Source organism: Streptomyces sp. NPDC048270, from assembly GCF_040652335.1.
Classification (GTDB): Bacteria; Actinomycetota; Actinomycetes; order Streptomycetales; family Streptomycetaceae; genus Streptomyces.
On sequence record NZ_JBEZLV010000038.1, the window covers coordinates 37,995 to 59,069 of the forward strand.

17 protein-coding genes are annotated in these 21,075 nt (G+C 72.5%); 9 read left to right on the forward strand and 8 right to left on the reverse strand.

The genetic code is table 11. From position 1 onward, the window contains the following. Positions 1 to 8: 8 nt before the first annotated feature. A complete protein-coding gene (locus AB0D66_RS27500; protein ID WP_003981529.1) occupies positions 9 to 683 on the reverse strand; it encodes a Crp/Fnr family transcriptional regulator in 675 nt (224 codons plus the stop codon). 254 nt (positions 684 to 937) lie between these two features. Here AB0D66_RS27500 and nth point away from each other — a divergent pair, with 254 nt between their 5' ends. The 3 genes from nth (at position 938) to AB0D66_RS27515 (ending at position 3,899) form a co-directional block, all read left to right on the forward strand. Beyond that, positions 938 to 1,810, forward strand: a complete 873-nt coding sequence (nth, locus tag AB0D66_RS27505) for an endonuclease III (RefSeq protein ID WP_362308927.1) — start codon at positions 938 to 940, stop codon at positions 1,808 to 1,810. A 126-nt stretch (positions 1,811 to 1,936) separates the two neighbouring features. Beyond that, a complete protein-coding gene (locus tag AB0D66_RS27510) occupies positions 1,937 to 2,683 on the forward strand; it encodes a CoA pyrophosphatase (RefSeq protein WP_362308930.1) in 747 nt (248 codons plus the stop codon). 13 nt (positions 2,684 to 2,696) lie between these two features. Further along, positions 2,697 to 3,899, forward strand: coding sequence for a MarP family serine protease (locus AB0D66_RS27515; RefSeq protein WP_362308933.1), 1,203 nt, complete (start codon positions 2,697 to 2,699; stop codon positions 3,897 to 3,899). A 312-nt stretch (positions 3,900 to 4,211) separates the two neighbouring features. On the opposite strand, the gene AB0D66_RS27520 is transcribed toward AB0D66_RS27515, so the two are convergent. From AB0D66_RS27520 to AB0D66_RS27540, 5 genes are all read right to left on the reverse strand, one after another. Next, a complete protein-coding gene (locus AB0D66_RS27520) occupies positions 4,212 to 5,183 on the reverse strand; it encodes an alpha/beta hydrolase (RefSeq protein WP_362308936.1) in 972 nt (323 codons plus the stop codon). After that, entirely contained in the window at positions 5,180 to 5,638 is a 459-nt protein-coding gene (locus tag AB0D66_RS27525; protein ID WP_362308939.1) for a phage holin family protein, read from the reverse strand. Before AB0D66_RS27525 ends, AB0D66_RS27520 begins: the two co-directional genes overlap by 4 nt. 50 nt (positions 5,639 to 5,688) lie before the next feature. Continuing rightward, positions 5,689 to 7,098 carry a Na+/H+ antiporter NhaA gene (gene nhaA / locus AB0D66_RS27530; RefSeq protein WP_362308942.1) on the reverse strand — a complete coding sequence of 470 codons (1,410 nt, stop codon included), beginning with the start codon at positions 7,096 to 7,098 and terminating at the stop codon, positions 5,689 to 5,691. Between the two features lie 252 nt (positions 7,099 to 7,350). Next, complete coding sequence (gene acs, locus AB0D66_RS27535; RefSeq protein WP_362308945.1) at positions 7,351 to 9,354, reverse strand: acetate--CoA ligase; 2,004 nt, start codon at positions 9,352 to 9,354, stop codon at positions 7,351 to 7,353. A gap of 167 nt (positions 9,355 to 9,521) precedes the next feature. Then, positions 9,522 to 11,855: a SulP family inorganic anion transporter gene (locus tag AB0D66_RS27540; protein ID WP_362308948.1), complete on the reverse strand. Its 2,334-nt coding sequence runs from the start codon at positions 11,853 to 11,855 to the stop codon at positions 9,522 to 9,524. Between the two features lie 235 nt (positions 11,856 to 12,090). On the opposite strand from AB0D66_RS27540, the gene AB0D66_RS27545 reads away from it, so the two are divergent. Further along, complete coding sequence (locus AB0D66_RS27545; protein ID WP_362308950.1) at positions 12,091 to 13,401, forward strand: hypothetical protein; 1,311 nt, start codon at positions 12,091 to 12,093, stop codon at positions 13,399 to 13,401. Here AB0D66_RS27545 and AB0D66_RS27550 read toward each other — a convergent pair. Next, entirely contained in the window at positions 13,355 to 14,407 is a 1,053-nt protein-coding gene (locus AB0D66_RS27550) for an ATP-binding protein (RefSeq protein WP_362308953.1), read from the reverse strand. The two genes, AB0D66_RS27545 and AB0D66_RS27550, sit on opposite strands and share 47 nt — an antisense overlap. A gap of 109 nt (positions 14,408 to 14,516) precedes the next feature. Here AB0D66_RS27550 and AB0D66_RS27555 point away from each other — a divergent pair, with 109 nt between their 5' ends. Beyond that, positions 14,517 to 15,338 carry an oxidoreductase gene (locus AB0D66_RS27555; RefSeq protein WP_362308956.1) on the forward strand — a complete coding sequence of 274 codons (822 nt, stop codon included), beginning with the start codon at positions 14,517 to 14,519 and terminating at the stop codon, positions 15,336 to 15,338. Positions 15,339 to 15,733: 395 nt separating this feature from the next. Here the strand turns inward: AB0D66_RS27555 and AB0D66_RS27560 are convergent, their stop codons facing one another. After that, positions 15,734 to 16,609, reverse strand: a complete 876-nt coding sequence (locus AB0D66_RS27560; protein WP_362308959.1) for an HAD-IB family hydrolase — start codon at positions 16,607 to 16,609, stop codon at positions 15,734 to 15,736. A gap of 550 nt (positions 16,610 to 17,159) precedes the next feature. Between AB0D66_RS27560 and ssd the strand changes: the two genes are divergently transcribed. From ssd to AB0D66_RS27580, 4 genes are read left to right on the forward strand one after another with little or no spacing between them, the layout of a single operon-like run. Next, on the forward strand, positions 17,160 to 18,233 hold the full coding sequence (ssd, locus tag AB0D66_RS27565) for a septum site-determining protein Ssd (protein ID WP_362309004.1): 1,074 nt from the start codon (positions 17,160 to 17,162) through the stop codon (positions 18,231 to 18,233). Beyond that, on the forward strand, positions 18,230 to 19,378 hold the full coding sequence (locus AB0D66_RS27570; RefSeq protein ID WP_362308962.1) for a TadA family conjugal transfer-associated ATPase: 1,149 nt from the start codon (positions 18,230 to 18,232) through the stop codon (positions 19,376 to 19,378). Before ssd ends, AB0D66_RS27570 begins: the two co-directional genes overlap by 4 nt. Continuing rightward, positions 19,375 to 20,259: a type II secretion system F family protein gene (locus AB0D66_RS27575; RefSeq protein ID WP_362308965.1), complete on the forward strand. Its 885-nt coding sequence runs from the start codon at positions 19,375 to 19,377 to the stop codon at positions 20,257 to 20,259. The genes AB0D66_RS27570 and AB0D66_RS27575 overlap by 4 nt, the downstream gene beginning before the upstream one ends. After that, positions 20,259 to 21,035, forward strand: coding sequence for a type II secretion system F family protein (locus tag AB0D66_RS27580; protein ID WP_362308968.1), 777 nt, complete (start codon positions 20,259 to 20,261; stop codon positions 21,033 to 21,035). Before AB0D66_RS27575 ends, AB0D66_RS27580 begins: the two co-directional genes overlap by 1 nt. Positions 21,036 to 21,075 lie beyond the last annotated feature (40 nt).

The following is a 21,075-nucleotide window of genomic DNA, read 5'->3' on the forward strand; positions in this document are numbered from 1 at the left end:
GGACCGCGTCAGCGGGAGCGCTTCGCGAGCCGCTCCACGTCCAGCAGGATCACCGCGCGGGCCTCGAGGCGGAGCCAGCCGCGTCCCGCGAAGTCGGCCAGGGCCTTGTTCACGGTCTCGCGGGAGGCGCCGACGAGCTGCGCGAGCTCCTCCTGCGTGAGGTCGTGCACGACGTGGATGCCCTCCTCCGACTGCACGCCGAACCGGCGCGACAGGTCGAGGAGCGCCCGCGCGACACGGCCGGGTACGTCGGAGAAGACCAGGTCGGACATCTGGTCGTTGGTCTTGCGCAGGCGCCGTGCGACGGCGCGCAGCAGCGCGGTCGCGACCTCGGGCCGGGCGTTGAGCCAGGGCTGCAGATCGCCGTGGCCGAGGCCGAGGAGCTTGACCTCGGTCAGGGCGGTGGCGGTGGCGGTGCGCGGGCCCGGGTCGAACAGCGACAGTTCGCCGATCAGCTCGCCGGGGCCGAGGACGGCCAGCATGTTCTCGCGGCCGTCGGGGGAGGTGCGGTGGAGCTTCACCTTGCCCTCGGTCACGACATACAGCCGGTCGCCGGGGTCGCCCTCGTGGAACAGGGCGTCACCGCGTGCGAGGGTCACCTCGCCCATGGAGGCGCGGAGCTCCGCGGCCTGCTCGTCATCGAGCGCCGCGAAGAGCGGGGCGCGCCGCAGAACGTCGTCCACGAGTTTCTCTCCTATGTCGACCAGCTCAGGGGACCGGTCTCCCATTTTGCCGGACGGCTCAAACAGTGCGATCAATCACTACCAAGGATGCCGGACGGACGCGCGTGCTGGGTGGTGGGAGACCAATCAGAGTGGTGTTACCTGAGGTCCGGGCGGGTGTCGGTGCCCGGCCTTAGGCTGGCCGGGTGTCCAATAAGCCGGTGAGAGCACAGGCCAAGGGGTCCGCAGGAGTGACGGCGGCCCGAAATTCAGCTGTGGGCGAACAAGCCCTCCCGGAGGCGTCCGCGGCGGCCCCGCCCGCCTCCGAGGGCAAAGGTTCGGCCAAGAAACCCGCCGCGAAGCCCTCCGCGGCGCGGCCGGAATCACGGCTGGCCATGGTCCGCCGGGCCCGCCGGATCAACCGGGAGCTGGCCGAGGTCTACCCGTACGCCCATCCGGAGCTCGACTTCCGCAATCCCTTCGAGCTGCTCGTGGCGACCGTGCTGTCCGCGCAGACCACGGACCTGCGGGTGAACCAGACGACCCCGGCCCTCTTCGCCGCCTACCCGACCCCCGAGGACATGGCCGCGGCCGCTCCCGAGCGCCTGGAGGAGCTGATCCGGCCGACCGGGTTCTTCCGGATGAAGGCCAAGTCCCTGCTCGGCCTCTCGCAGGCGCTGCGGGACGACTTCGGCGGGGAGGTGCCGGGCCGGCTCGAGGACCTCGTCACCCTGCCCGGCGTCGGCCGCAAGACGGCCAACGTGGTCCTCGGCAACGCGTTCGGAGTCCCGGGGATCACCGTGGACACCCATTTCGGCCGGCTCGTGCGCCGCTGGAAGTGGACCGAGCAGGAGGACCCGGAGAAGGTCGAGGCGGAGATCTGCGCGATCTTCCCCAAGAGCGAGTGGACGATGCTCTCGCACCGCGTCGTCTTCCACGGCCGCCGGATCTGCCACGCCCGCAAGCCGGCCTGCGGGGCCTGCCCGATCGCCCCGCTCTGCCCGGCGTACGGGGAGGGCGAGACCGACCCGGAGAAGGCCCGCAAGCTGCTGAAGTACGAGAAGGGCGGCCAGCCGGGCCAGCGCCTGACCCCGCCCCCGGACTACCCGGGCCTCCCGGCCCCGCCCCTGGGCTCCGCCCCGGCGTGATCCCGCCGTCCGGCGGGGGAGGCGCGGAGCCCCGGCGGCGGCGCCGCTGAGGAACGAATCGGTACCCGCACCGCGTTTGGCGGTGTGGGAGACGGTGCTGACAGAGAGACGCGGACAGGGACGCCTATGACTGGGGCTACGCAGAACCGCCGGGCCGACGCCGACACGCCCGGGCCGTCGTACGGCGACCGGAGCGGCGAGCGCTACGGCACGACCCTCACCACCGACGGCCTGCCCGCCTGGCTGGATCCCGTCGTCGAGGCCGCCCGGACCATCGAGCCGCCGCAGCTGAGCCGGTTCCTGCCGCCCGAGGACGGCCGGGGGCGGCAGTCCGCCGTACTCGTCCTGTTCGGGGAAGGCTCCCGCGGGCCCGAGCTGCTGCTCATGGAGCGCGCTGGCACCCTCCGCTCGCACGCGGGCCAGCCCTCCTTCCCGGGCGGCGCCCTCGACCCGGCGGACGGCGACCCGCACACCACCGGCCCCCTGCGCGCCGCGCTGCGCGAGGCCGAGGAGGAGACCGGGCTGGACCCGTCCGGCGTCCAGCTCTTCGGGGTGCTGCCCCGCCTCTACATCCCGGTCAGCGAGTTCGTCGTCACCCCGGTCCTCGGCTGGTGGCGCACCCCGAGCCCGGTCGGCGCGGTGGACCCGGCCGAGACGGCCCGCGTCTTCACCGTGCCCGTGGCGGATCTCACGGACCCCGAGCACCGGGTCATGGCCGTCCACCCGAAGGGTCACCTGGGGCCGGGTTTCACCGTCGAATCGGCTCTGGTCTGGGGTTTCACCGCCGGAGTGATCGACCGGCTGCTGCATTTCGCGGGCTGGGAGCGCCCCTGGGACCGCACGCGGCAGGTCCCGCTCGACTGGCACGCGTGAGACGGTGGCCCCTGTGAACGTGCTGGACATCCTGTTGCTGCTCGCGGCCGTGTGGTTCGCGATCGTCGGCTACCGCCAGGGGTTCGTCGTCGGCATCCTGTCGGTGATCGGCTTCCTCGGCGGTGGTCTCGTCGCCGTGTCCCTGCTCCCGCTGATCTGGGACCGGGTGACCGACAACGGCACCCAGGTCTCCACCACGGTCGTCGTGATCGCCGTCGTCGTGATCATCATCTGCGCCTCGATCGGCCAGGCCCTGACCACCCATCTGGGCAGTCGGCTCCGCCGCCACATCACCTGGTCGCCGGCGCGCGCCCTGGACGCGACCGGCGGGGCCCTGGTCAACGTGGTCGCGATGCTGCTGGTGGCGTGGCTGATCGGTTCCGCGCTCGCCGGGACGTCACTTCCCACGCTGGGCAAGGAAGTCCGCAACTCCAAGGTGCTCCTCGGCGTGTCGCGCGTGCTGCCCGAGCAGGCGAACACCTGGTTCTCGGACTTCAGCTCCACGCTCGCGCGCAACGGCTTCCCCCAGGTGTTCAGCCCGTTCTCCAACGAGCCCATCACCGACGTCAGGGCGCCCGATCCGGCGCTGGCCGCCAGCCCCGTCGCGGAGCAGGCCAAGCAGTCCATCGTGAAGGTGGTCGGCACCGCGCCCGGCTGCAGCAAGGTGCTGGAGGGCACGGGCTTCGTGTTCGCGCCCGGCAAGGTGATGACCAACGCGCACGTCGTCGGCGGGGTCGGCGAACCGACCGTGCAGATCGGCGGCGAGGGCAAGCTCTACGACGGCAAGGTCGTGCTCTACGACTGGGAGCGCGACATCGCCGTCCTGGACGTGCCCAAGCTGAAGGCCCCGGCACTGGAGTTCGCCGACCGGGACGCGGGGAGCGGCAGCGACGCGATCGTCGCCGGATTCCCGGAGAACGGCGCGTACGACGTCCGCGCCGCCCGCGTGCGCGGCCGGATCAACGCCAACGGCCCGGACATCTACCACCGGGGCACGGTCCGGCGCGATGTCTACTCGCTGTACGCGACCGTCCGCCAGGGCAACTCCGGCGGCCCGCTGCTGACGCCCGACGGCAAGGTCTACGGGGTTGTGTTCGCGAAGTCCCTCGACGACCCGAACACCGGCTACGCCCTGACCGTGGACGAGATCCGCGACGACATCCGGATCGGCCGGAGCGCCGTACAGCGGGTCGACAGCCAGGGCTGCGCCCTCTGACACCGGTCCGCCGGGCCCGCGGGGCCCGGCGGAGCGGCCGGCTCTCTACGTCCGTGGATGGCGCAGGCGCGCCGAGACCCACAGGGCCCGGCGGCGCAGGATGCGCGGAATCCCGAGGCGGAGGTCGTGGCCGTCCCGGCCGGTCCTCCCGTGGCTGCCCGGCGTCGCTGCCGAGCGTCGTTCGTGTGCGGTGTCACCGTAGTCGTGCGTCCAGCCCATACTCCGAGCTGTGCCCGTGACCCAAGGTCGGTAACCCCGTACGCGGCGGCCAATTGGCCTATGCGCGGGGCAATTGAATGCTTGTCATACCGATCAGCGGTCCGGTTCGGGGTCCTTGAGCCAGTTCACCAGCTCGGTCGAGAAGGCCACGGGGTCCTCCTCGTGCGGGAAGTGCCCGAGACCGTCGAACAGCCGCCACCGGTACGGGGCTTCGACGTATTCTCCGGAGCCGGCCGCGCTCCGCGTGCGCATCACGGGGTCGAGCGAGCCGTGCAGGTGCAGGGTCGGCACCCGGACCGGCCGCTTCATGCGCCGGTTGAACTGGAGGCCGTCGGGCCGCGCCATCGACCGCATCATCCAGCGGTACGGCTCGATCGAGCAGTGCGCGGTGGAGGGGATGCACATCGCCCGCCGGTACACCGCGAGCGCGTCCTCGTCGGCGCCGTCCTCCTGGAGCCGCGGCCCCGACCAGTCCCGGATCAGCTCCGCCACGAGCGCCCCGTCGTCGGCGACGAGCTGCCGCTCGGGGATGAACGGCCGCTGGAAGCCCCAGATGTGCGAACTGGCCCGGGTCTGGCCGAAGTCGGACAGCATCGCCGAACGCCAGCGGCGCGGATGCGGCATCGACGAGACGACCAGGCGGCGCACGAGCTTGGGCCGCATCACGGCCGCGGTCCAGGCGAGGTAGCCGCCCAGGTCGTGCCCGACGAGCGCGGCGTCCGGCTCGCCGAGGGACCGCACGACCCCGGTGATGTCGAGCGCGAGATTGGCCGGGTCGTAGCCGCGCGGGGTGCGGTCGCTGCCGCCCACACCGCGCAGGTCCATCGCGACCGCCCGGTACCCGGCGTCGGCGAGCGCGGTCATCTGGTGCCGCCAGGTCCACCAGAACTGCGGGAAGCCGTGCAGCAGCAGCACCAGCGGCCCGTCGCCCAGCTCGGCGACGTGGAAGCGGGCGCCGTTGGCGGCGACGTCCCGGTGCGTCACCGCCTGCCCGCCGGGCAGATCGAGCCGGATCGCCGAGGCGGCGGTGGGCGGATTGCCGGGTTCAGACGTGGGCGCTGTCATGAGGACGAGCGTGCCACACCCACAGCCTTGTCACTCACCGGCCGCGCGTGCGGCTTGACGGTACCGACGAGCGCGGCGGTCTGCTTGACCGATTCGATGGTCTTCACCGGCGGCTTGACCTTCTTGAACTTGGCCATGGCGAGCAGCCCGATCAGGCCCGCGAGCAGCCAGAACGCGCCGCCGACGATGAGGAAGGACCAGGCGAGGCCGAGCCCGAGGTTATGGATCCCGTAGGCCGCGGCGAAACTCAGTACGGGGAGGGAGAACAGCAGCAGCACGCCCGCGACGATCGCGGCACCGCTGCCGATGCCCGCCCGCTTGACGTCCTGCTTGATCTCCACCTTGGCGAGGGCGATCTCGTCGTGCACCAGGGCCGACATCTCGGCGGTGGCCGAGGCGACCAGCTGGCCGAGTGTGCGCTCGGCTCCTTGCGCCCCTTGGTCCACTGCGCTCATCGCTCTCTCCCTCTGTCGTCTGCCGCGTGTGTACGCCGTCCTGCGTCAGATCATGCCGGACGGTTGCCCTCGATGCTGGACCCGGCCGCCGCTTCGGCCCTGCGCCGGTGCTCCGCGGCCTTCTCCTCGTGGATCCGCGCCATGCGCAGGTGGTACTCCGGGGTGTGCTCCTCGTAGATGTCCGGAATGCCGTCGAGGTCCTCGTCGCGCTCCTCCGCGTCGGTCAGCGCCCGGTACCTGCGGTCGCGGAGCTTGAGCAGGACGCAGGCGAACACCGCGGCGATGAGGGACCCGATCAGGACGGCAGCCTTGATCTCGTCGGTGAGGATCGGGTCGTCGGCGAAGGCGAGTTCGCCGATCAGCAGCGAGACGGTGAACCCGATGCCGGCGAGGGAGGCGACGGCGAGCACGTCCGGCCAGGCGAGGTCGTCGTTGAGCTCGGCCTTGGTGAAGCGGGCGGCCAGCCAGGTGCCGCCGAAGATGCCCACCGTCTTGCCGACGACCAGGCCGAGGACCACGCCGAGGGTCTCGGGCCGGGAGAAGACCTGCCCGATGGACTCGTCGGAGAGGGAGACCCCGGCCGCGAAGAGCGCGAAGAGCGGTACGGCGAGGCCGGCCGAGACCGGGCGTACGAGGTGCTCGATGTGTTCGCCGGGGGAGTGCTCCTCGCCCTCCCGGCGGGTGCAGCGCAGCATCAGGCCCATGGCGACACCGGCGATGGTGGCGTGGACCCCGCTGTTGTACATCAGGCCCCAGATGACCAGCGCGAGCGGCACGTAGACGTACCAGCCGCGGACGCCCCGGCGCAGCAGGAACCAGAACAGCGCGAGGCCCGCGACCGCGCCTCCGAAGGCCAGGAAGTCGATCCGGCTGGTGAAGAACACCGCGATGATGACGATCGCGAAGAGGTCGTCGACGACGGCGAGGGTGAGCAGGAACGCGCGCAGGGCGGAGGGCAGCGAGGTGCCGATGACCGCGAGGACGGCGAGCGCGAAGGCGATGTCGGTGGCGGTGGGGACCGCCCAGCCGTCCATGGACCCGCTGCCGAAGACGTTGACGAGGGCGTAGACCCCGGCGGGGGCGGCCATGCCGCACAGTGCGGCGATGACCGGGAGGGCGGCGGCCTTGGGGTCGCGCAGGTCGCCCGCGACGAGCTCGCGCTTGAGCTCGATGCCGGCCACGAAGAAGAAGATCGCCAGGAGCCCGTCGGCTGCCCAGTGCTGGACCGACAGGTCCAGGCCGAGGGCGGAGGGGCCGATGTGGAAGTCCCGGACGGCCTGGTAGCTCTCCGCCAGCGGGGGGGTGTTCGCCCAGACCAGGGCGGCGACGGCGGCCACGAGGAGCAGAACACCGCCGACGGTCTCGGCGCGCAGGGCGTCTGCGACGAACCGCCGCTCGGGCAGGGAGAGCCGTCCGAGGAGCTTCTCGTTCGTGCGGTCGGTGGGGTTGGGCGCGGCCACGGTGGGACACCTCCGGTTGGTCGACGGCATGGCACATGCAGTTGCCGACCAGACTTCCCGGCGCACCCTGAGATTTCGAACGTCAATTATTGACGCTTCTCATACGTTACAGGGGTCGCGCGGTCGTATCGGGTGATCTTCACCTTAAATGGGGCGGGGGCGCCCGGCGCGCTGTGCGCCGGACGCCCCCACCGGGTCCGAGCGGCCCGCCGGGCCTGCTCGGTCCCTTCTCGACCCGTGTTCCGTGCCCGCTCAGTCCTCGCTGGACGCGGAGGGCAGCTTGCTCTGGATCAGGTCCATGACCGAGGAGTCGGCGAGGGTGGTGACGTCGCCGACCGCGCGGTTCTCCGCCACGTCGCGCAGCAGACGGCGCATGATCTTGCCGGAGCGGGTCTTCGGGAGTTCCTGGACCGGCAGGATCCGCTTCGGCTTGGCGATCGGGCCGAGCGTGGCTCCCACGTGGTTGCGCAGCTCGGCGACCAGGCTGTCGGTCTCCGAGGCGCTGCCGCGCAGGATGACGAAGGCCACGATGGCCTGGCCGGTGGTCTCGTCGGCGGCGCCGACCACGGCCGCCTCGGCGACCGAGGGGTGCGAGACGAGGGCCGACTCGACCTCGGTGGTCGAGATGTTGTGGCCGGACACCAGCATCACGTCGTCCACCCGGCCGAGCAGCCAGATGTCGCCGTCCTCGTCCTTCTTGGCGCCGTCGCCCGCGAAGTACTTGCCCTCGAACCGCGACCAGTAGGTGTCGATGAACCGCTGGTCGTCGCCCCAGATGGTGCGCAGCATCGACGGCCACGGCTCGGTCAGGACCAGGTAGCCGCCTCCGCCGTTCGGGACCTCGTTCGCCTCGTCATCGACGACGGTGGCGGAGATTCCGGGCAGCGCGCGCTGCGCCGAGCCCGGCTTGGTCTGCGTGACGCCCGGCAGCGGGGAGATCATCATCGCGCCGGTCTCGGTCTGCCACCAGGTGTCCACGATCGGGCAGCGGTCGCCGCCGATGTGCTTGCGGTACCAGATCCAGGCCTCGGGGTTGATCGGCTCGCCGACCGAGCCCAGTACGCGCAGGCTCGACAGGTCGAACTTCGCGGGGATGTCGTCGCCCCACTTCATGAACGTACGGATGGCCGTCGGCGCCGTGTAGAGGATGGTGACGCCGTACTTCTGGATGACCTCCCAGAACCGGCCCTGGTGCGGGGTGTCCGGCGTGCCCTCGTACATCACCTGGGTGGCGCCGTTCGCGAGCGGCCCGTAGACGATGTACGAGTGCCCGGTCACCCAGCCGATGTCGGCGGTGCACCAGTAGACGTCGCTCTCCGGCTTCAGGTCGAAGACGGCGTGGTGGGTGTACGCGGCCTGCGTCAGGTAGCCGCCGGAGGTGTGCAGGATGCCCTTCGGCTTGCCCGTGGTCCCCGAGGTGTACAGGATGAAGAGCGGGTGCTCGGCGTCGAAGGCCTGGGGGGTGTGCTCGGCGGACTGCCGGCCGACGACCTCGTGCCACCAGACGTCGCGGCCCTCGGTGAAGGCGGTGTCCTGGCCGGTGCGCTGGACCACCAGCACGTGCTTGACCTGCGGACACTTGCCGACGGCCTCGTCGATGGCGGGCTTGAGGGCGGTGGGCTTGCCGCGGCGGTAGCCGCCGTCGGCGGTGATGACCAGCTTGGCGTCGGCGTCCTGGATGCGGGAGGCGACGGCGTCGGCGGAGAAGCCGCCGAAGACCACGGAGTGCGCGGCGCCGATACGGGCGCACGCCAGCATCGCCACGACCGCCTCGGGGATCATCGGCAGGTAGACGGCGACGCGGTCGCCGGCCTGGACGCCCAGTTCGGTCAGGGCGTTGGCGGCCCTGGAGACCTCGTCCTTGAGCTGGGCGTAGGTGATCGAGCGGCTGTCGCCGGGCTCGCCCTCGAAGTGGAGGGCGACGCGCTCGCCGTTGCCGGCCTCCACGTGCCGGTCCACGCAGTTGTACGCGACGTTCAGCTTGCCGTCCGCGAACCACTTCGCGAAGGGCGGGTTGGTCCAGTCGAGCGTCTCGGTCGGCTCCGTGGCCCAGGTCAGCCGCCGGGCCTGCTCGGCCCAGAAGCCCAGCCGGTCCGCGTCGGCCTGTGCGTACGCAGCCTCTGTCACATTGGCGGCGGAGGCCAGATCGGCGGGCGGTGCGAACCGCCGCTCCTCCTTGAGCAGATTGGCCAGGCTCTCATTGCTCACGACATGTCCCTTTCCCAGGGTGTCCGTTGTGTCCCCGGCATAGCTCATCAGTCAGCGGCTCAGGTGACAAGAGCTAGCCGAAAATTGGTTTAGACCTATAGCACGTCCGGGTGCGCGCGACGGCCCCTTCCCGCTGCAGGGTGCGGAAAGGGGCCCAGGCGATGGCACGGATACCGGAGGGTATCGGTTCGAACGTGCCGGGACGGTGTCGCGGATCAGGCGTTTTGCCCCACGGTGTCGAAGACCCGGCAGTCGAAGAAGTCCTCGCCCTCGGACAGCAGATAGGCCTGGGCCTCACCCACGTGGAAGTACATCCCGTGCAGCTCCAGCGTGCCCTCGGCGAGCCGCCTGGCCACCGATTCGTGGGCGCGCAGGTGCTCCAGCTGCTGCACCACGTTGGTCAGGCACAGCTGCTCCACGGCGTCGGCCGGGAGGCGGCCCGAGATCCTGGCCCAGGCGTGGTGGCGGCTGGCCATCCGCTCCAGGCTGGGCAGCCCGTGCCGCAGCCAGCGGCGCAGCGGGGTCATGGGCGTTCCGGGCGCGGAGTTGAGCAGCGCCTGCATGGCTCCGCAGCCCGAGTGCCCGCACACGGTGATGCTGTCCACCTGGAGCACGTCGACCGCGTACTCGATGGCCGCGGCGACGGAGTCGTCGGTGGACTCGGCGCCGGGCAGCGGGACGAGGTTGCCGACATTGCGGACGGTGAACAGGTCGCCCGGTCCGCTGGCCGTGATCATGCTGGTCACCAGGCGGGAGTCCGCGCAGGTGAGGAAGAGCTGCGAGGGCCGCTGCCCTTCGCGGGCCAGGCGGGCCAGCTCGTCCCGTACGCGCGGGGCCGTATCGCGCTGGAAGGCGCTGATCCCGCTGGCCAGTTGGCCCGCGCCGCGCCGCCGGGGAGCCGGCGCCGGGGTGGCCGGCGCGGCCGCGGCGGGCGGGTCGGCGAGGGCGCCGGCGGCCCGGTGGTCGCAGTGGTTCTGCCACGGGGTCCAGGGGCGGCAGCACTGGTGCCCCCCGCGCTGCGTGCCGCGCCGGGCCGGATCGGAGGGCGGGAACGCGTCGGCCCTGCGGCCGGTGACCTCGACCGATCCGCCGTGGGCGAGGTGGGAGTCCTGCCAGTCCCGCAGCGTCTCGTACGCCGCGTGGTCCATGAAGGAGCCGTCCAGCTCGATCACCGCGCGCCCCTCGTGCGGGATCTGGTTCAGCACCCGGCTCAGCCGCGGCACGGCGAGGAAGGTCAACTGCCCGCGCGCCCACACGCGGTGGACGCCGTCGTCCAGCTGCTCCACCGTGATCCGGGTCCGGGCCAGCCGGTGCAGGGCCAGGGCGACCGCCACCGCGATGCCGATGGCCACGCCCTCCAGGACCCCGCCGAGGACCACGGCCACGATGGTCGTGCCGTAGACCGGGATCTCCCGGTGCCGGGTGACGCTGCGCAGGTGCGTGATGCTCACCATCTGCACGCCCACCGCCATGACCAGGGCGGCCAGCGCGGCGAGCGGGATCAGGTCGAGGACCGGGACCAGCAGCCCGGCCGCGAGCAGGACCCAGAATCCGTGCATCATGGACGACTTCCGGCTGACCGCCCCGGCCTTGACGTTGGCCACGCTGCGGACGGCCACGCCCGTGATCGGCAGGCCGCCCAGCGCCCCGGAGACGATGTTCGCAGCGCCCTGCCCGCGCAGTTCGCGGTTGAGGTCGGCGCGCGGCGGGCGCTTCGTACCCCGCTCGGAGGCGATCAGCTTGTCGGTGGCGACCGCGGAGAGCAGCGACTCCACACTGCCGACCAGGGTGATGGTCAGCACGGCGGCGATGAGGCCGAGCACGGGCCCCTCGGGCAGCTCGGGCAGGGCGTGGCTGCGCCAGGACGGCAGGTCGACCCGGGGCAGCGAGAGCCCGGCCAGGGCCGCGAAGGCGGTGGCCGTGGCGACTGCGGCGAGGGCCGCCGGCACCTTGCGCAGGGCGCTGCCCGTCTTCCCGGGCAGGCGCGGCCAGCCGAGCAGCACGACCAGCGTCAGCACGCTGACGCCGAGCGCGACCGGGTGCAGGTCCGCCAACTGGCCGGGCAGGCCGAGCACGTTCGCGACGGCGGAGCTCTGCGGGGTGCCGCCGAGGACGATGTGCAGCTGGGCCAGCGCGATGGTCACGCCGATGCCGGCGAGCATGCCGTGCACGATGGCCGGGCTGACCATGAGCGCCGACCGGGCGGTGCGCAGCAGGGCGAGGCCCAGCTGGCAGAAGCCGGCGAGCACGGTGATGGCGCAGGTGGTGCGCCATCCGTAGTGCTGGATCAACTCGGCGGTGACGACGGTGAGTCCGGCCGCGGGACCGCTCACCTGGAGCGGGGCTCCGCCCAGCCGCCCGGCGACGATCCCGCCGACCGCCGCCGCGACCAGTCCGGCCTGGAGCGGGGCGCCGGTGGCCAGGGCGATGCCGAGGGAGAGCGGCAGGGCGATCAGGAACACGGCGATGGAGGCGGAGAGGTCCGCCGGCAGGTCCTTGCGGACCTGTGCGCGGTCTTTGCCTGTGGGTGTGCGGGGGGTGGCTGTCATAAGGTCCCGTCTCCTCTGGGGAGGGGTGAAGCGGCGGGAGTCTCAACACTCGGTAAATGGATGGTAATGGAGAGTAAAGGGCTGTGGTGAAAAATACGGGCAAATGGACTAGGAATTAACCATCTGGGGTGATTAAGCATTTAGTACGGCTTGTCACACCTTCCTCACAGCAGACCGCGTGGGACGTTGCGGCGCGGAAGTCCTGCGATGGAACTGCGAGGGAGAGGTGGGGCGGATGATCGCCGCCACGAAGAAGATCGCCGGCGGCCTGGTCGCCACGGCGCTGGTCCTGGGGGTCGCCGGGTGCAGCGGCTCGGAACCCGCCGAGCCCCCGGCCTCCGGCCCCCAGAAGGCCCACGAGGGCGTCGCCGCCCCCGAGGCCCCCGGCAGCGTCAACCGGCCCATCGGCGACGGTTCGACCGCGTACACCGGCGCGCAGCCCCACGTCCAGAAGCCGCAGAAGCTCAAGTCCGGTGAGAAGCCGCCGCAGTTCGTGGTGTTCTCCTGGGACGGGGCCGGAGAGGACAGCCAGAAGCTCTTCTCGCACTTCCGCGAGGTCGGCAAGAAGTACAACGCCCGGATGACGTACTTCCTCAGCGGCGTGTACATGCTCCCTGAGGAGAAGCGCTCCCTCTACACCGCCCCGCAGCACGAGCCCGGCCGTTCGGACATCGGCTTCGGCGACCTCCAGGGCATCAAGGACACCGCCACCCAGGTCCGCGCGGCCTGGCTTGAGGGCAACGAGATCGGCACCCACTTCAACGGCCACTTCTGCGGCCCCGACGGCGGCGTCGGCACCTGGTCCGTGGACGAGTGGAAGAGCGAGATCAGCCAGGCCAAGTCCTTCGTCAAGAACTGGAAGACGAACGCGGGCCTGAAGAACATGGACGCGCTGCCCTTCGACTACGACAAGGAGCTCATCGGGGCCCGCACCCCCTGCCTCGAAGGCCAGAAGAACTTCATGCTCGCGGCCAAGGACCTGGGCTTCCGCTACGACTCCAGCGGCATCAGCAAGCAGATCTGGCCCAAGAAGACGGACGGGCTCTGGGACATCCCGCTGCAGCTGGTCCCGGTGCCGGGGCGCGCCTTCGAGACCCTGAGCATGGACTACAACTTCATGACAAACCAGTCCGGAACGACCTCGCAGGGCGACCCCTCGCAGCACGCCTACTGGGGCGACCAGATGCGCGACGGCCTGCGCCAGGCCTTCGACCGCGCCTACCAGGGCAACCGGGCGCCCCTGATCATCGGCAACCACTTCGAATCCTGGAACGGCGGCACCTACATGCGCGCCGTCGAGGAGTCCATCAAGGGGATGTGCACCCAGAAGGAGGTCCGCTGCGTGCCGTTCCGGGAGCTGGCGGACTGGTTGGACGCACAGGACCCCAAGGTCGTGGAGTGGATGCGCACCCTCGACGTCGGCGAGGCGCCGAAGCAGGGCTGGTCGAAGTTCCTGACCGCGGGGCCGCCGCCCGCACCGCCGACGGCCCCCGCCGGGGTCACGCAGGCTGAGGAGCAGGCCGAAGCCGCGGCGGACGAGGGCTGACGAGGGCCTCGCCCCCCTCTCCGGCCGCCTCGGGCGCCTCGGCGCCCTCGCGCAGGACGAAGCCGGGGTCGACCTGGTCCGCCAGGTCGACCCCGGTCTTGGCGTTGCCCCAGCTCTCCGCGTTCTTCAGGTGGAACCGCACCATCTGCTCGGTGTACCGGTCCCAGTCGCGGTGCGCGTACGAGTCGTCCGCCGTGTCCTGGAGGGACTGGAGGGCGAGCCGGTTGGTGGCCTCGAGCAGCTCGAAGGCGGCCGGCCGGCCCTTCTCCATGGCCCGCACCCAGTCCGAGTGCCCGACGGTGACCAGCAGGTCATCGCCGACCTCGTCCTGGAGGAACTCGATGTCCTCCGGACCCTGCACCTTGTTGCCGACGACCTTGAGCGCGACCCCGAAGTCCCGCGCGTACTCCTTGTACTGGCGGTAGACGGAGACGCCCTTGCGGGTCGGCTCGGCGACCAGGAAGGTCACGTCGAAGCGGGTGAACATGCCGGAGGCGAAGGAGTCGGAGCCCGCGGTCATGTCGACGACGACGTACTCGTCCGGGCCGTCGGCGAGGTGGTTCAGGCACAGTTCGACCGCCCCCACCTTGGAGTGGTAGCAGGCCACGCCCAGGTCGGCCTCGGTGAAGGGGCCGGTGGCCATGAGGCGTACGGGCTCCCCGTCGAGCAGGAGCGTGCGCGCGCAGGCCTCGTACACCGGGTTGTCCTCGGTGACCCGCAGCAGGCGCGAACCCCGCCCGGGCGGCGTGGTCTTGATCATCGTGTCGGCGGACGCGATGCGCGGGTTGGAGCCCCGCAGGTACTCCTTGATCAGGGGCAGGTGGGCGCCGAGGGCGGGCAGTTCGGCGGCCTCGTCCTCGCCGAGCCCGAGGGCCGTGCCCAGGTGCTGGTTGATGTCGGCGTCCACCGCGACGACGGGTGCTTCATTTGCGGCGAGGTGGCGGATGAAGAGGGAGGACAGCGTGGTCTTGCCGCTGCCGCCCTTTCCCACGAAAGCGATCTTCATGTTCACCAAGCGTAGTGGGTCGACCGCGGTGCGTTGTCAAGGTGAGTGAAGAAGACCACTCCAAGGAGGGGTCGGTGCTACGGGGGCGCAGTGCGTAGGCTCCCTACTTATGAGTAGCGCTTCTGACCCGTTGGTCGCCGTGACCGGGCTGCCGGGTGTCGCCGATTCCGTGGATTCCGTACGCAAGGCCGTGGACCGGGTCTACGGGCACCGGGTCATGCGCCGCCGCAGCGGCGAGATCACCTCGGAGGCCGCGCTGCGCGGCGCACGCGGGAGCGCGGCCCTGTCCGGCGCCGACTGGGCGCTCGAAGAGGTGCGGCGGCGCACCGACTTCGGTGCCGAGCCCGAGGCCCTGACGGTGGGCGCGGCGCTGCGGCTCACGGCCGAGGCCGGTCAGCTGCTGAGCATCTGGCGCCAGTCGCCGCTGCGCGTGCTGGCGCGGCTCCACCTGGTCGCGTGCGGGTCCACCGCGGACGGGGACGTCGTGGGCCGGCCCCGTCTGGCGGGCGAGCCGGTCGACGAGCCGCTGGTGCGGCTCCCGCTGCCGAGCGCCGAGGAGGTCGCGGGGCGGCTGGACGGGCTGTCCCGCCTGGTCATCGCGGGCGGCTCCGCCCCGGCGCTGGTCACGGCGGCGGTGGTGCACGGCGAGCTGCTGGCCCTGCGCCCGTTCGCCACCCACAACGGCCTGGTGGCGCGGGCGGCCGAGCGCATCGTCCTGATCAACAGCGGTCTGGACCCGAAGGCGATCTGCCCGGCGGAGGTCGGTCACGCGGAGCAGGGCCGAGAGGCCTATCTGGCCGCGTTCGAGGGGTACGTCTCCGGTACGCGGGAGGGCATGGCCGCCTGGATCGCCCACTGCGGCCGGGCCATAGAACTCGGTGTCCGCGAGTCGACGGCGGTGTGCGAGGCGCTGCAGCGCGGCGCGGCCTGAGGTTCCCGCGGTCCGCCGACCCCCGGCGCGATCGGGGTTTCACCCGGACATGGGTTGCGGCGACACCGTCTTGCTTTGGTGTCGCCGCTGGCACTTACGCCCAGTTACCAAGCGTCCTCGAAAGTTGCCCATCAGGTCGGGTACTTTGCCCGTCACCTGGTGCGGCTGGCCCGTAATCGACGGGTCGACGTCGCGTGGGTGCTCGGCGTTCATGCTTCGGTCCGTGGGCCTTACTGCGTTTTAAAGATGATCCTCTCGGATGTTCTTTGGTCTCGCGGGCCGTTGCTTTATTTGTACTCCGCTTCGGAGCCATGCGAAACCCCTAGCTCCACTTTTTACTTTCCGGGGCGATCATGGGCGAACCGGACACCTGATATCGCCCCAGGTCAGGACAATCAGGAGGACGCGGCGGCAGCCAGCGCGCTCGCGCGGCGCCGGCTCGCGTACCAGACCAGCCCGGCGGTGGCGGCCGCGGCGCCCACGGCGGCGGCGGCGACGAGCGCGGGCCGCGCGGGCATCGACAGCCCGGGCAGCCGCTGCTTCAGCCGCACCGGGCGGTTGAACACGAGCACCGGCCACTCCCGGGCCAGCGCCTCCCGGCGCAGCGCCCGGTCGGGGTTGACGGCGTGCGGATGCCCGACCGCCTCCAGCATCGGGATGTCCGTGGCCGAGTCGCTGTAGGCGTAGCAGCGGGCGAGGTCGTAGCCCTCGGACTCCGCGAGTTCGCGGACGGCCTCCGCCTTCGTGGGGCCGTAGGCGTAGTACTCGATCTCGCCGGTGAAGCAGCCGTCCTCGCCCACCACCATGCGCGTGGCGACGACGCGGTCGGCGCCGAGCATCTCCCCGATGGGCTCGACCACCTCCGCGCCGGAGGTCGACACGATCACCACGTCGCGGCCCGCGGTGTGGTGGGCCTCGATGAGGGAGGCGGCCTCGTCGTAGATGATCGGGTCGATGAGGTCGTGCAGGGCTTCCGCGACGATCTCCCGGACCTGCTGCACGTTCCACCCCTTGCACAGGGCGGAGAGGTACTCGCGCATCCGTTCCATCTGGTCGTGGTCGGCGCCGCCCGCCAGGAAGATGAACTGCGTGTACGCGGTGCGCAGCACCGCTCGCCGGTTGATCAGGCCGCCCTGGTAGAAGGACTTGCTGAACGTCAGGGTGCTCGACTTCGCAATGACCGTCTTGTCCAGGTCGAAGAAGGCTGCGGTGCGAGGCGAGGAGTGCGGCAAGGGCTGATTTTCCACGCTCCGAGCATATGCGCCCACCATTCGGCGTAAGGTGTGGCGCGTGGGTTTGCCTGAGAAGGCTCTCGGGTACACCATGGAAGTCACGGATCGTTCGCGACCGTGCTAACCCGGTCTGGCTCCTCCCCCCCCCGAGTCGGACCGTGGGGACGACCCCCGCTCTCCCCCCCGGCGGGGGTCGTCGCATGTCCGGACGCGGTTCGCGTCCCTGCCTTCGGCCCCAAGTGACCATCCCTTCGGCCCTCCTTGTCGTACGGCGCCTCCGCGGCGAAGGCCCACACCCCTTGAGACTCGTCACGGTGCGTAGTGGTTCCGCCCCGCTCCGGAACTCACCTGGGCGGGTGACCGGGTTATTCACAATCGACGCGTTGTCCACAGCTTTGGACCAAGATCCACTTCTTTTCCCTGATCGCTGCACGGTGATTCCAGCCGCGAAGTCCGCGGCGCTGGATATCGCAGGGAGAAGGGGGCGGAGATCGTGGCTCGATCGAAGTCGTGCGAAACACCGGAGACCGCGGCGGCCGGGGCGGGGGCCGCGTCCGCGGCGCCGGCCGGGGGCGCGGGCGGGCGACCGCTGATCATCACCGAGGATCCCCTGCTGCTCGACGATCTGCTGCGGCTGTGCGCCGCCGCGGGCGCCGAGCCGCACGTGCACCACGAGCTGCCGGAGCCGAGCGCCGCGGGCGGGCCGGGCGCGGGCACCGGATGGGAATCGGCGCCGCTCGTCCTGGTCGGGGACGACGCGGCCCGGCGGGTGTGCGGCGCGCCGCGCCGGGACGGCGTGTTCCTCGTCGGACGGGACCTGGACGACCCCCTGGTGTGGCAGCGGGCGGTGGAGATCGGCGCCGAGGAGGTGCTGAGGCTCCCCGACGCCGAGTGCCGGCTGGTCGACCGGATCGCCGACGTGGTGGAGGGAGCCGGACGGCCCGCCCTCGCCGTCGGGGTGATCGGCGGCAGCGGTGGGGCAGGGGCCTCGACCCTCGCCTGCGCCCTCGCCCTGGGGGCTGCCCGCGCGGGAGAGCGGACCATCCTCATCGACGGGGACCCGCTGGGCGGCGGCATGGACGTCCTGCTCGGCGGTGAGGCCGCGGAAGGGCTGCGCTGGCCCGACTTCGCGGGATCGCGCGGACGGGTCGGTGCGGGGGCCCTGGAGGAGTCCCTGCCCGAACTGCACGCGCTGCGCGTGCTCAGCTGGGACCGCGGGGACCGGGTGGTGGTGCCGCCCGCCGCGATGCGGTCGGTGGTGGCCGCCGCGCGGCGCCGGGGCGGGGTCGTCGTGGTCGACCTGCCGCGGCGGGTGGACGAGGCCGTGGCCGAGGTGCTGGCCCAGCTCGACCTGGTGCTGATGGTGGTGCCGGGCGAGCTGCGGTCGGTGGCCGCCGCGGGCCGGGTGGCGGCCGGAGTACGGATGGTGGCCCGGGACGTGCGCGTCGTCGTCCGGGGGCGCTGCCCGGGCGGGCTCGAACCGGAGGCCGTGGCCGCGCTCTTGGGAGCGTCGCTGGCCGGCGAGGTGCCGGTCGAGGTGGGCCTGCCGGGCCGGGTGGCCGAAGGGGAGCCGCCGGGGTCGCAGGGGCGGGGCGCGCTGGCCCGCTTCTGCGACGGCTTCTGGCAGCGCGCGCTCGGTTCCGCCCAGGGGGTGCCGGCATGAGCGCGGTGCTCCTGGACGCGGTGCGCAGGCGGCTCGCCGAGACCGGGGCGGAGCCGACCCCGGCGCGGGTGGCGGCTGCCCTGCGGGCCCAGGGCAGGCTGCTGGGCGACGCGGAAGTGCTCGGCGTCGCCGCCGAGTTGCGGTCCGAGCTGGTCGGCGCCGGCCCGCTGGAGCCGCTGCTCGCCGACCCGGAGGTCACCGACGTGCTGGTGGCCGCCCCCGACCGGGTGTGGGTGGACCGCGGCGGGGGCCTGGAGCTGACCGGGGTCACCTTCGAGGGCCCCGAGGGCGTGCGCAGGCTCGCCCAGCGGCTGGCCGCCGTGGCCGGGCGCCGGCTGGACGACGCCCGGCCCTGGGTGGACGCCCGGATGCCGGACGGCACCCGGCTGCACGCGGTGCTCCCCCCGGTGTCCGTCGGGTCGGCCTGCCTCTCGCTGCGCGTGGTGCGCCCGCGGGCGTTCACGCTGGAGGAGCTGGTCGAGGCGGGCACCCTGCCGCCCGGCGGGCACCGGATGCTGCGGGACATGGTCGAGGCCCGGCTCTCCTTCCTCGTCTCGGGCGGGACCGGGACGGGCAAGACCACCCTGCTCAGCGCCCTGTTGGGGCTGGTCGGTCATGGCGAGCGGATCGTGCTGGCCGAGGATTCTGCCGAGCTGCGCCCCGACCATCCGCATGTGGTGCGGCTGGAGACGCGGCCCGCCAACCAGGAGGGCGCGGGCCTGGTCACCTTGGCGGACCTGGTGCGCCAGGCCCTGCGGATGCGCCCGGACCGGCTGGTGGTCGGCGAGGTCCGGGGCCCCGAGGTCGCGGACCTCCTGGCGGCCTTGAACACGGGCCACGAGGGCGGCTGCGGCACGGTCCACGCCAATGCGGCCGCCCACGTGCCGGCCCGGCTGGAGGCCCTGGGGACGGCCGCCGGGCTCGACCGGGCCGCCCTGCACAGCCAGCTGGCGGCCGCGCTGACCCTGGTGGTCCACCTCGTCCGGGACCGCGAAGGTCGGCGCCGGGTGGCCGAGGTGCACGTGCTGGAGCGGGATGCGGCCGGGCTGGTGGTGACCGTGCCGGCGCTGCGCTGGTCCGCGCGCGGCTTCGTACGGGAGCGGGGCTGGGAGCGGCTGCGCCCCTTGCTGCGGGGTGTCCGGTGAGCCCCGGGGCGGCGCTGCCGGTGCCGGTGTTCGCCGGGGTGCTGTGCGCCGTGGCCGCCGCCTGGGGGCTGGCGGGCACGGACCGGGTGTCCCGGCGGGCCCGGGCGGTGCTGGCCGGGGGCGGTCCGGTGGTGCCTCGCGGCCCGGCCCGGCTGGAGCTTCTGCTGGCAGCTGTGCGGGTGCGCGCGGGGCGCTGGCGGGAGTGGTCGGCGCTCGGGGCCGGGCTGCTGGTCGCGTTGCTCGGCGGGTCGGTGATCCCGCTGCTGGCAGGGGCCGCCGCGGTGCCGCTGGTGAGGCGGTGGCTGGGTACCCGGGCCCGGGAGCGGGCGCGGGTGGCCCGGGCCGCGGAGGTGGTGGCGCTGTGCGGGGCGGTGGTGGGGGAGCTGCGGGCGGGAGCCCAGCCCGGGCAGGCCCTGACGGCGGCGATACGGCGGACGGCGGACGGCCCCGGCGGGCCGGGCGCCGCGGAGGCGGGGGTGCTGGCCGCGGCGGCGTTCGGCGGGGACGTGCCGGGCGCGCTGCGGCAGGCGGCCCGCGAACCCGGCGCGGAGGGGCTGGCCGGGATGGCCGCCTGCTGGCGGGTGTCGGTGGACGGGGGTGCGGGCCTGGCCGCCGGGCTGGAGCGGCTGGAGGGCGCGCTGCGGGCCGAGCGGGACCGGCAGGAGTCGTTGCGGGCCCAGCTGGCGGGGGCGCGCTCCACGGCGGTGGTGCTCGCGCTGCTGCCCCTGGTGGGGCTGTTGATCGGGACGGGGCTGGGCGCGGATCCGCTGCGGGTGCTGCTGCACACCCCGATGGGGTGGGGGTGTCTGGTCGCCGGGGCGGTGCTGGAGGCGCTGGGGTTGCTGTGGTGCCGGCGGATCGTACGGACGGGGGAGCGGTGATGGGCGGCTTCGCGATCCACAGGCTGGGGATGGTGCTGTGCCTGGCGCTGGCGGCGCTCTGCACGGTGTCGGCGCTGGCGGCGGGGATCCGGGAGCGGCGGGCCCGGCACAGGACGGGGCTCCTGCTGGGGATACGGCCGGGACGGCGGGAAGCGGTGTGGCGCATCCGGGCGCGCGGGGCGGTGGCCGCCTGGGCCGGGCCGGCCGGGGCGCTGCTGGCGGGCTGGGTGCTCGTCGGCGGTCTGGCCGGGGTGGCCGTCGGGGGTCTGGCGGCGCTGGGAGTGCGGCGCTGGCAGGGCAGGGCCCGCCCGCCGGGCGGGGTGGACCTTCGCGAGGCGGAGCGTCAGCTGCCGTTCGCCGCCGACCTGTTGGCCGCGTGCCTGGCGGCCGGGGCGGGGCCGGTGGAGGCCGCGGAGGTCGTGGGGGAGTCGCTGGGCGGTCCGGTGGGCGAGCGGCTGGCGCGGGCCGGGGCGGAGCTGCGGCTCGGCGGTGAACCGGGAGCCGGGTGGGGGAGGCTGGCGGAGATACCGGGCGCCCGTGCCCTCGCGCAGTGCCTGGAGCGGGCCGCCCGGACGGGGGCTCCCGCGGCGGAACCGGTCTCCCGGCTGGCGACGGCCCTCCGGGAGGAGCGGACCCGGCAGGCGGGCGCCAGGGCGCAGCGGGCGGCGGTGCTCGTGACGGCTCCGGTCGGGCTGTGCTTCCTCCCCGCATTTCTCGCGATCGGGGTCGCGCCGGTGGTGATCGGAATGGCCTCCGGCCTTCTCTCGAACACCTGACGTCACATTAACCACTCACATCAACAACGGAAATCAACAG

Excerpts from the sequence above, each read along its gene's own strand:
- AB0D66_RS27545 (WP_362308950.1), top strand. The coding sequence starts at position 12,091 with ATGATCGCCGCCACGAAGAAGATCGCCGGCGGCCTGGTCGCCACGGCG.
- AB0D66_RS27550 (WP_362308953.1), bottom strand. The coding sequence starts at position 14,407 with ATGAAGATCGCTTTCGTGGGAAAGGGCGGCAGCGGCAAGACCACGCTG.
- AB0D66_RS27510 (WP_362308930.1), top strand. The coding sequence starts at position 1,937 with ATGACTGGGGCTACGCAGAACCGCCGGGCCGACGCCGACACGCCCGGG.
- AB0D66_RS27580 (WP_362308968.1), top strand. The coding sequence starts at position 20,259 with ATGGGCGGCTTCGCGATCCACAGGCTGGGGATGGTGCTGTGCCTGGCG.
- AB0D66_RS27525 (WP_362308939.1), bottom strand. The coding sequence starts at position 5,638 with ATGAGCGCAGTGGACCAAGGGGCGCAAGGAGCCGAGCGCACACTCGGC.
- AB0D66_RS27560 (WP_362308959.1), bottom strand. The coding sequence starts at position 16,609 with ATGGTGGGCGCATATGCTCGGAGCGTGGAAAATCAGCCCTTGCCGCAC.
- acs (WP_362308945.1), bottom strand. The coding sequence starts at position 9,354 with ATGAGCTATGCCGGGGACACAACGGACACCCTGGGAAAGGGACATGTC.
- AB0D66_RS27555 (WP_362308956.1), top strand. The coding sequence starts at position 14,517 with ATGAGTAGCGCTTCTGACCCGTTGGTCGCCGTGACCGGGCTGCCGGGT.
- AB0D66_RS27520 (WP_362308936.1), bottom strand. The coding sequence starts at position 5,183 with ATGACAGCGCCCACGTCTGAACCCGGCAATCCGCCCACCGCCGCCTCG.
- AB0D66_RS27540 (WP_362308948.1), bottom strand. The coding sequence starts at position 11,855 with ATGACAGCCACCCCCCGCACACCCACAGGCAAAGACCGCGCACAGGTC.
- AB0D66_RS27570 (WP_362308962.1), top strand. The coding sequence starts at position 18,230 with ATGAGCGCGGTGCTCCTGGACGCGGTGCGCAGGCGGCTCGCCGAGACC.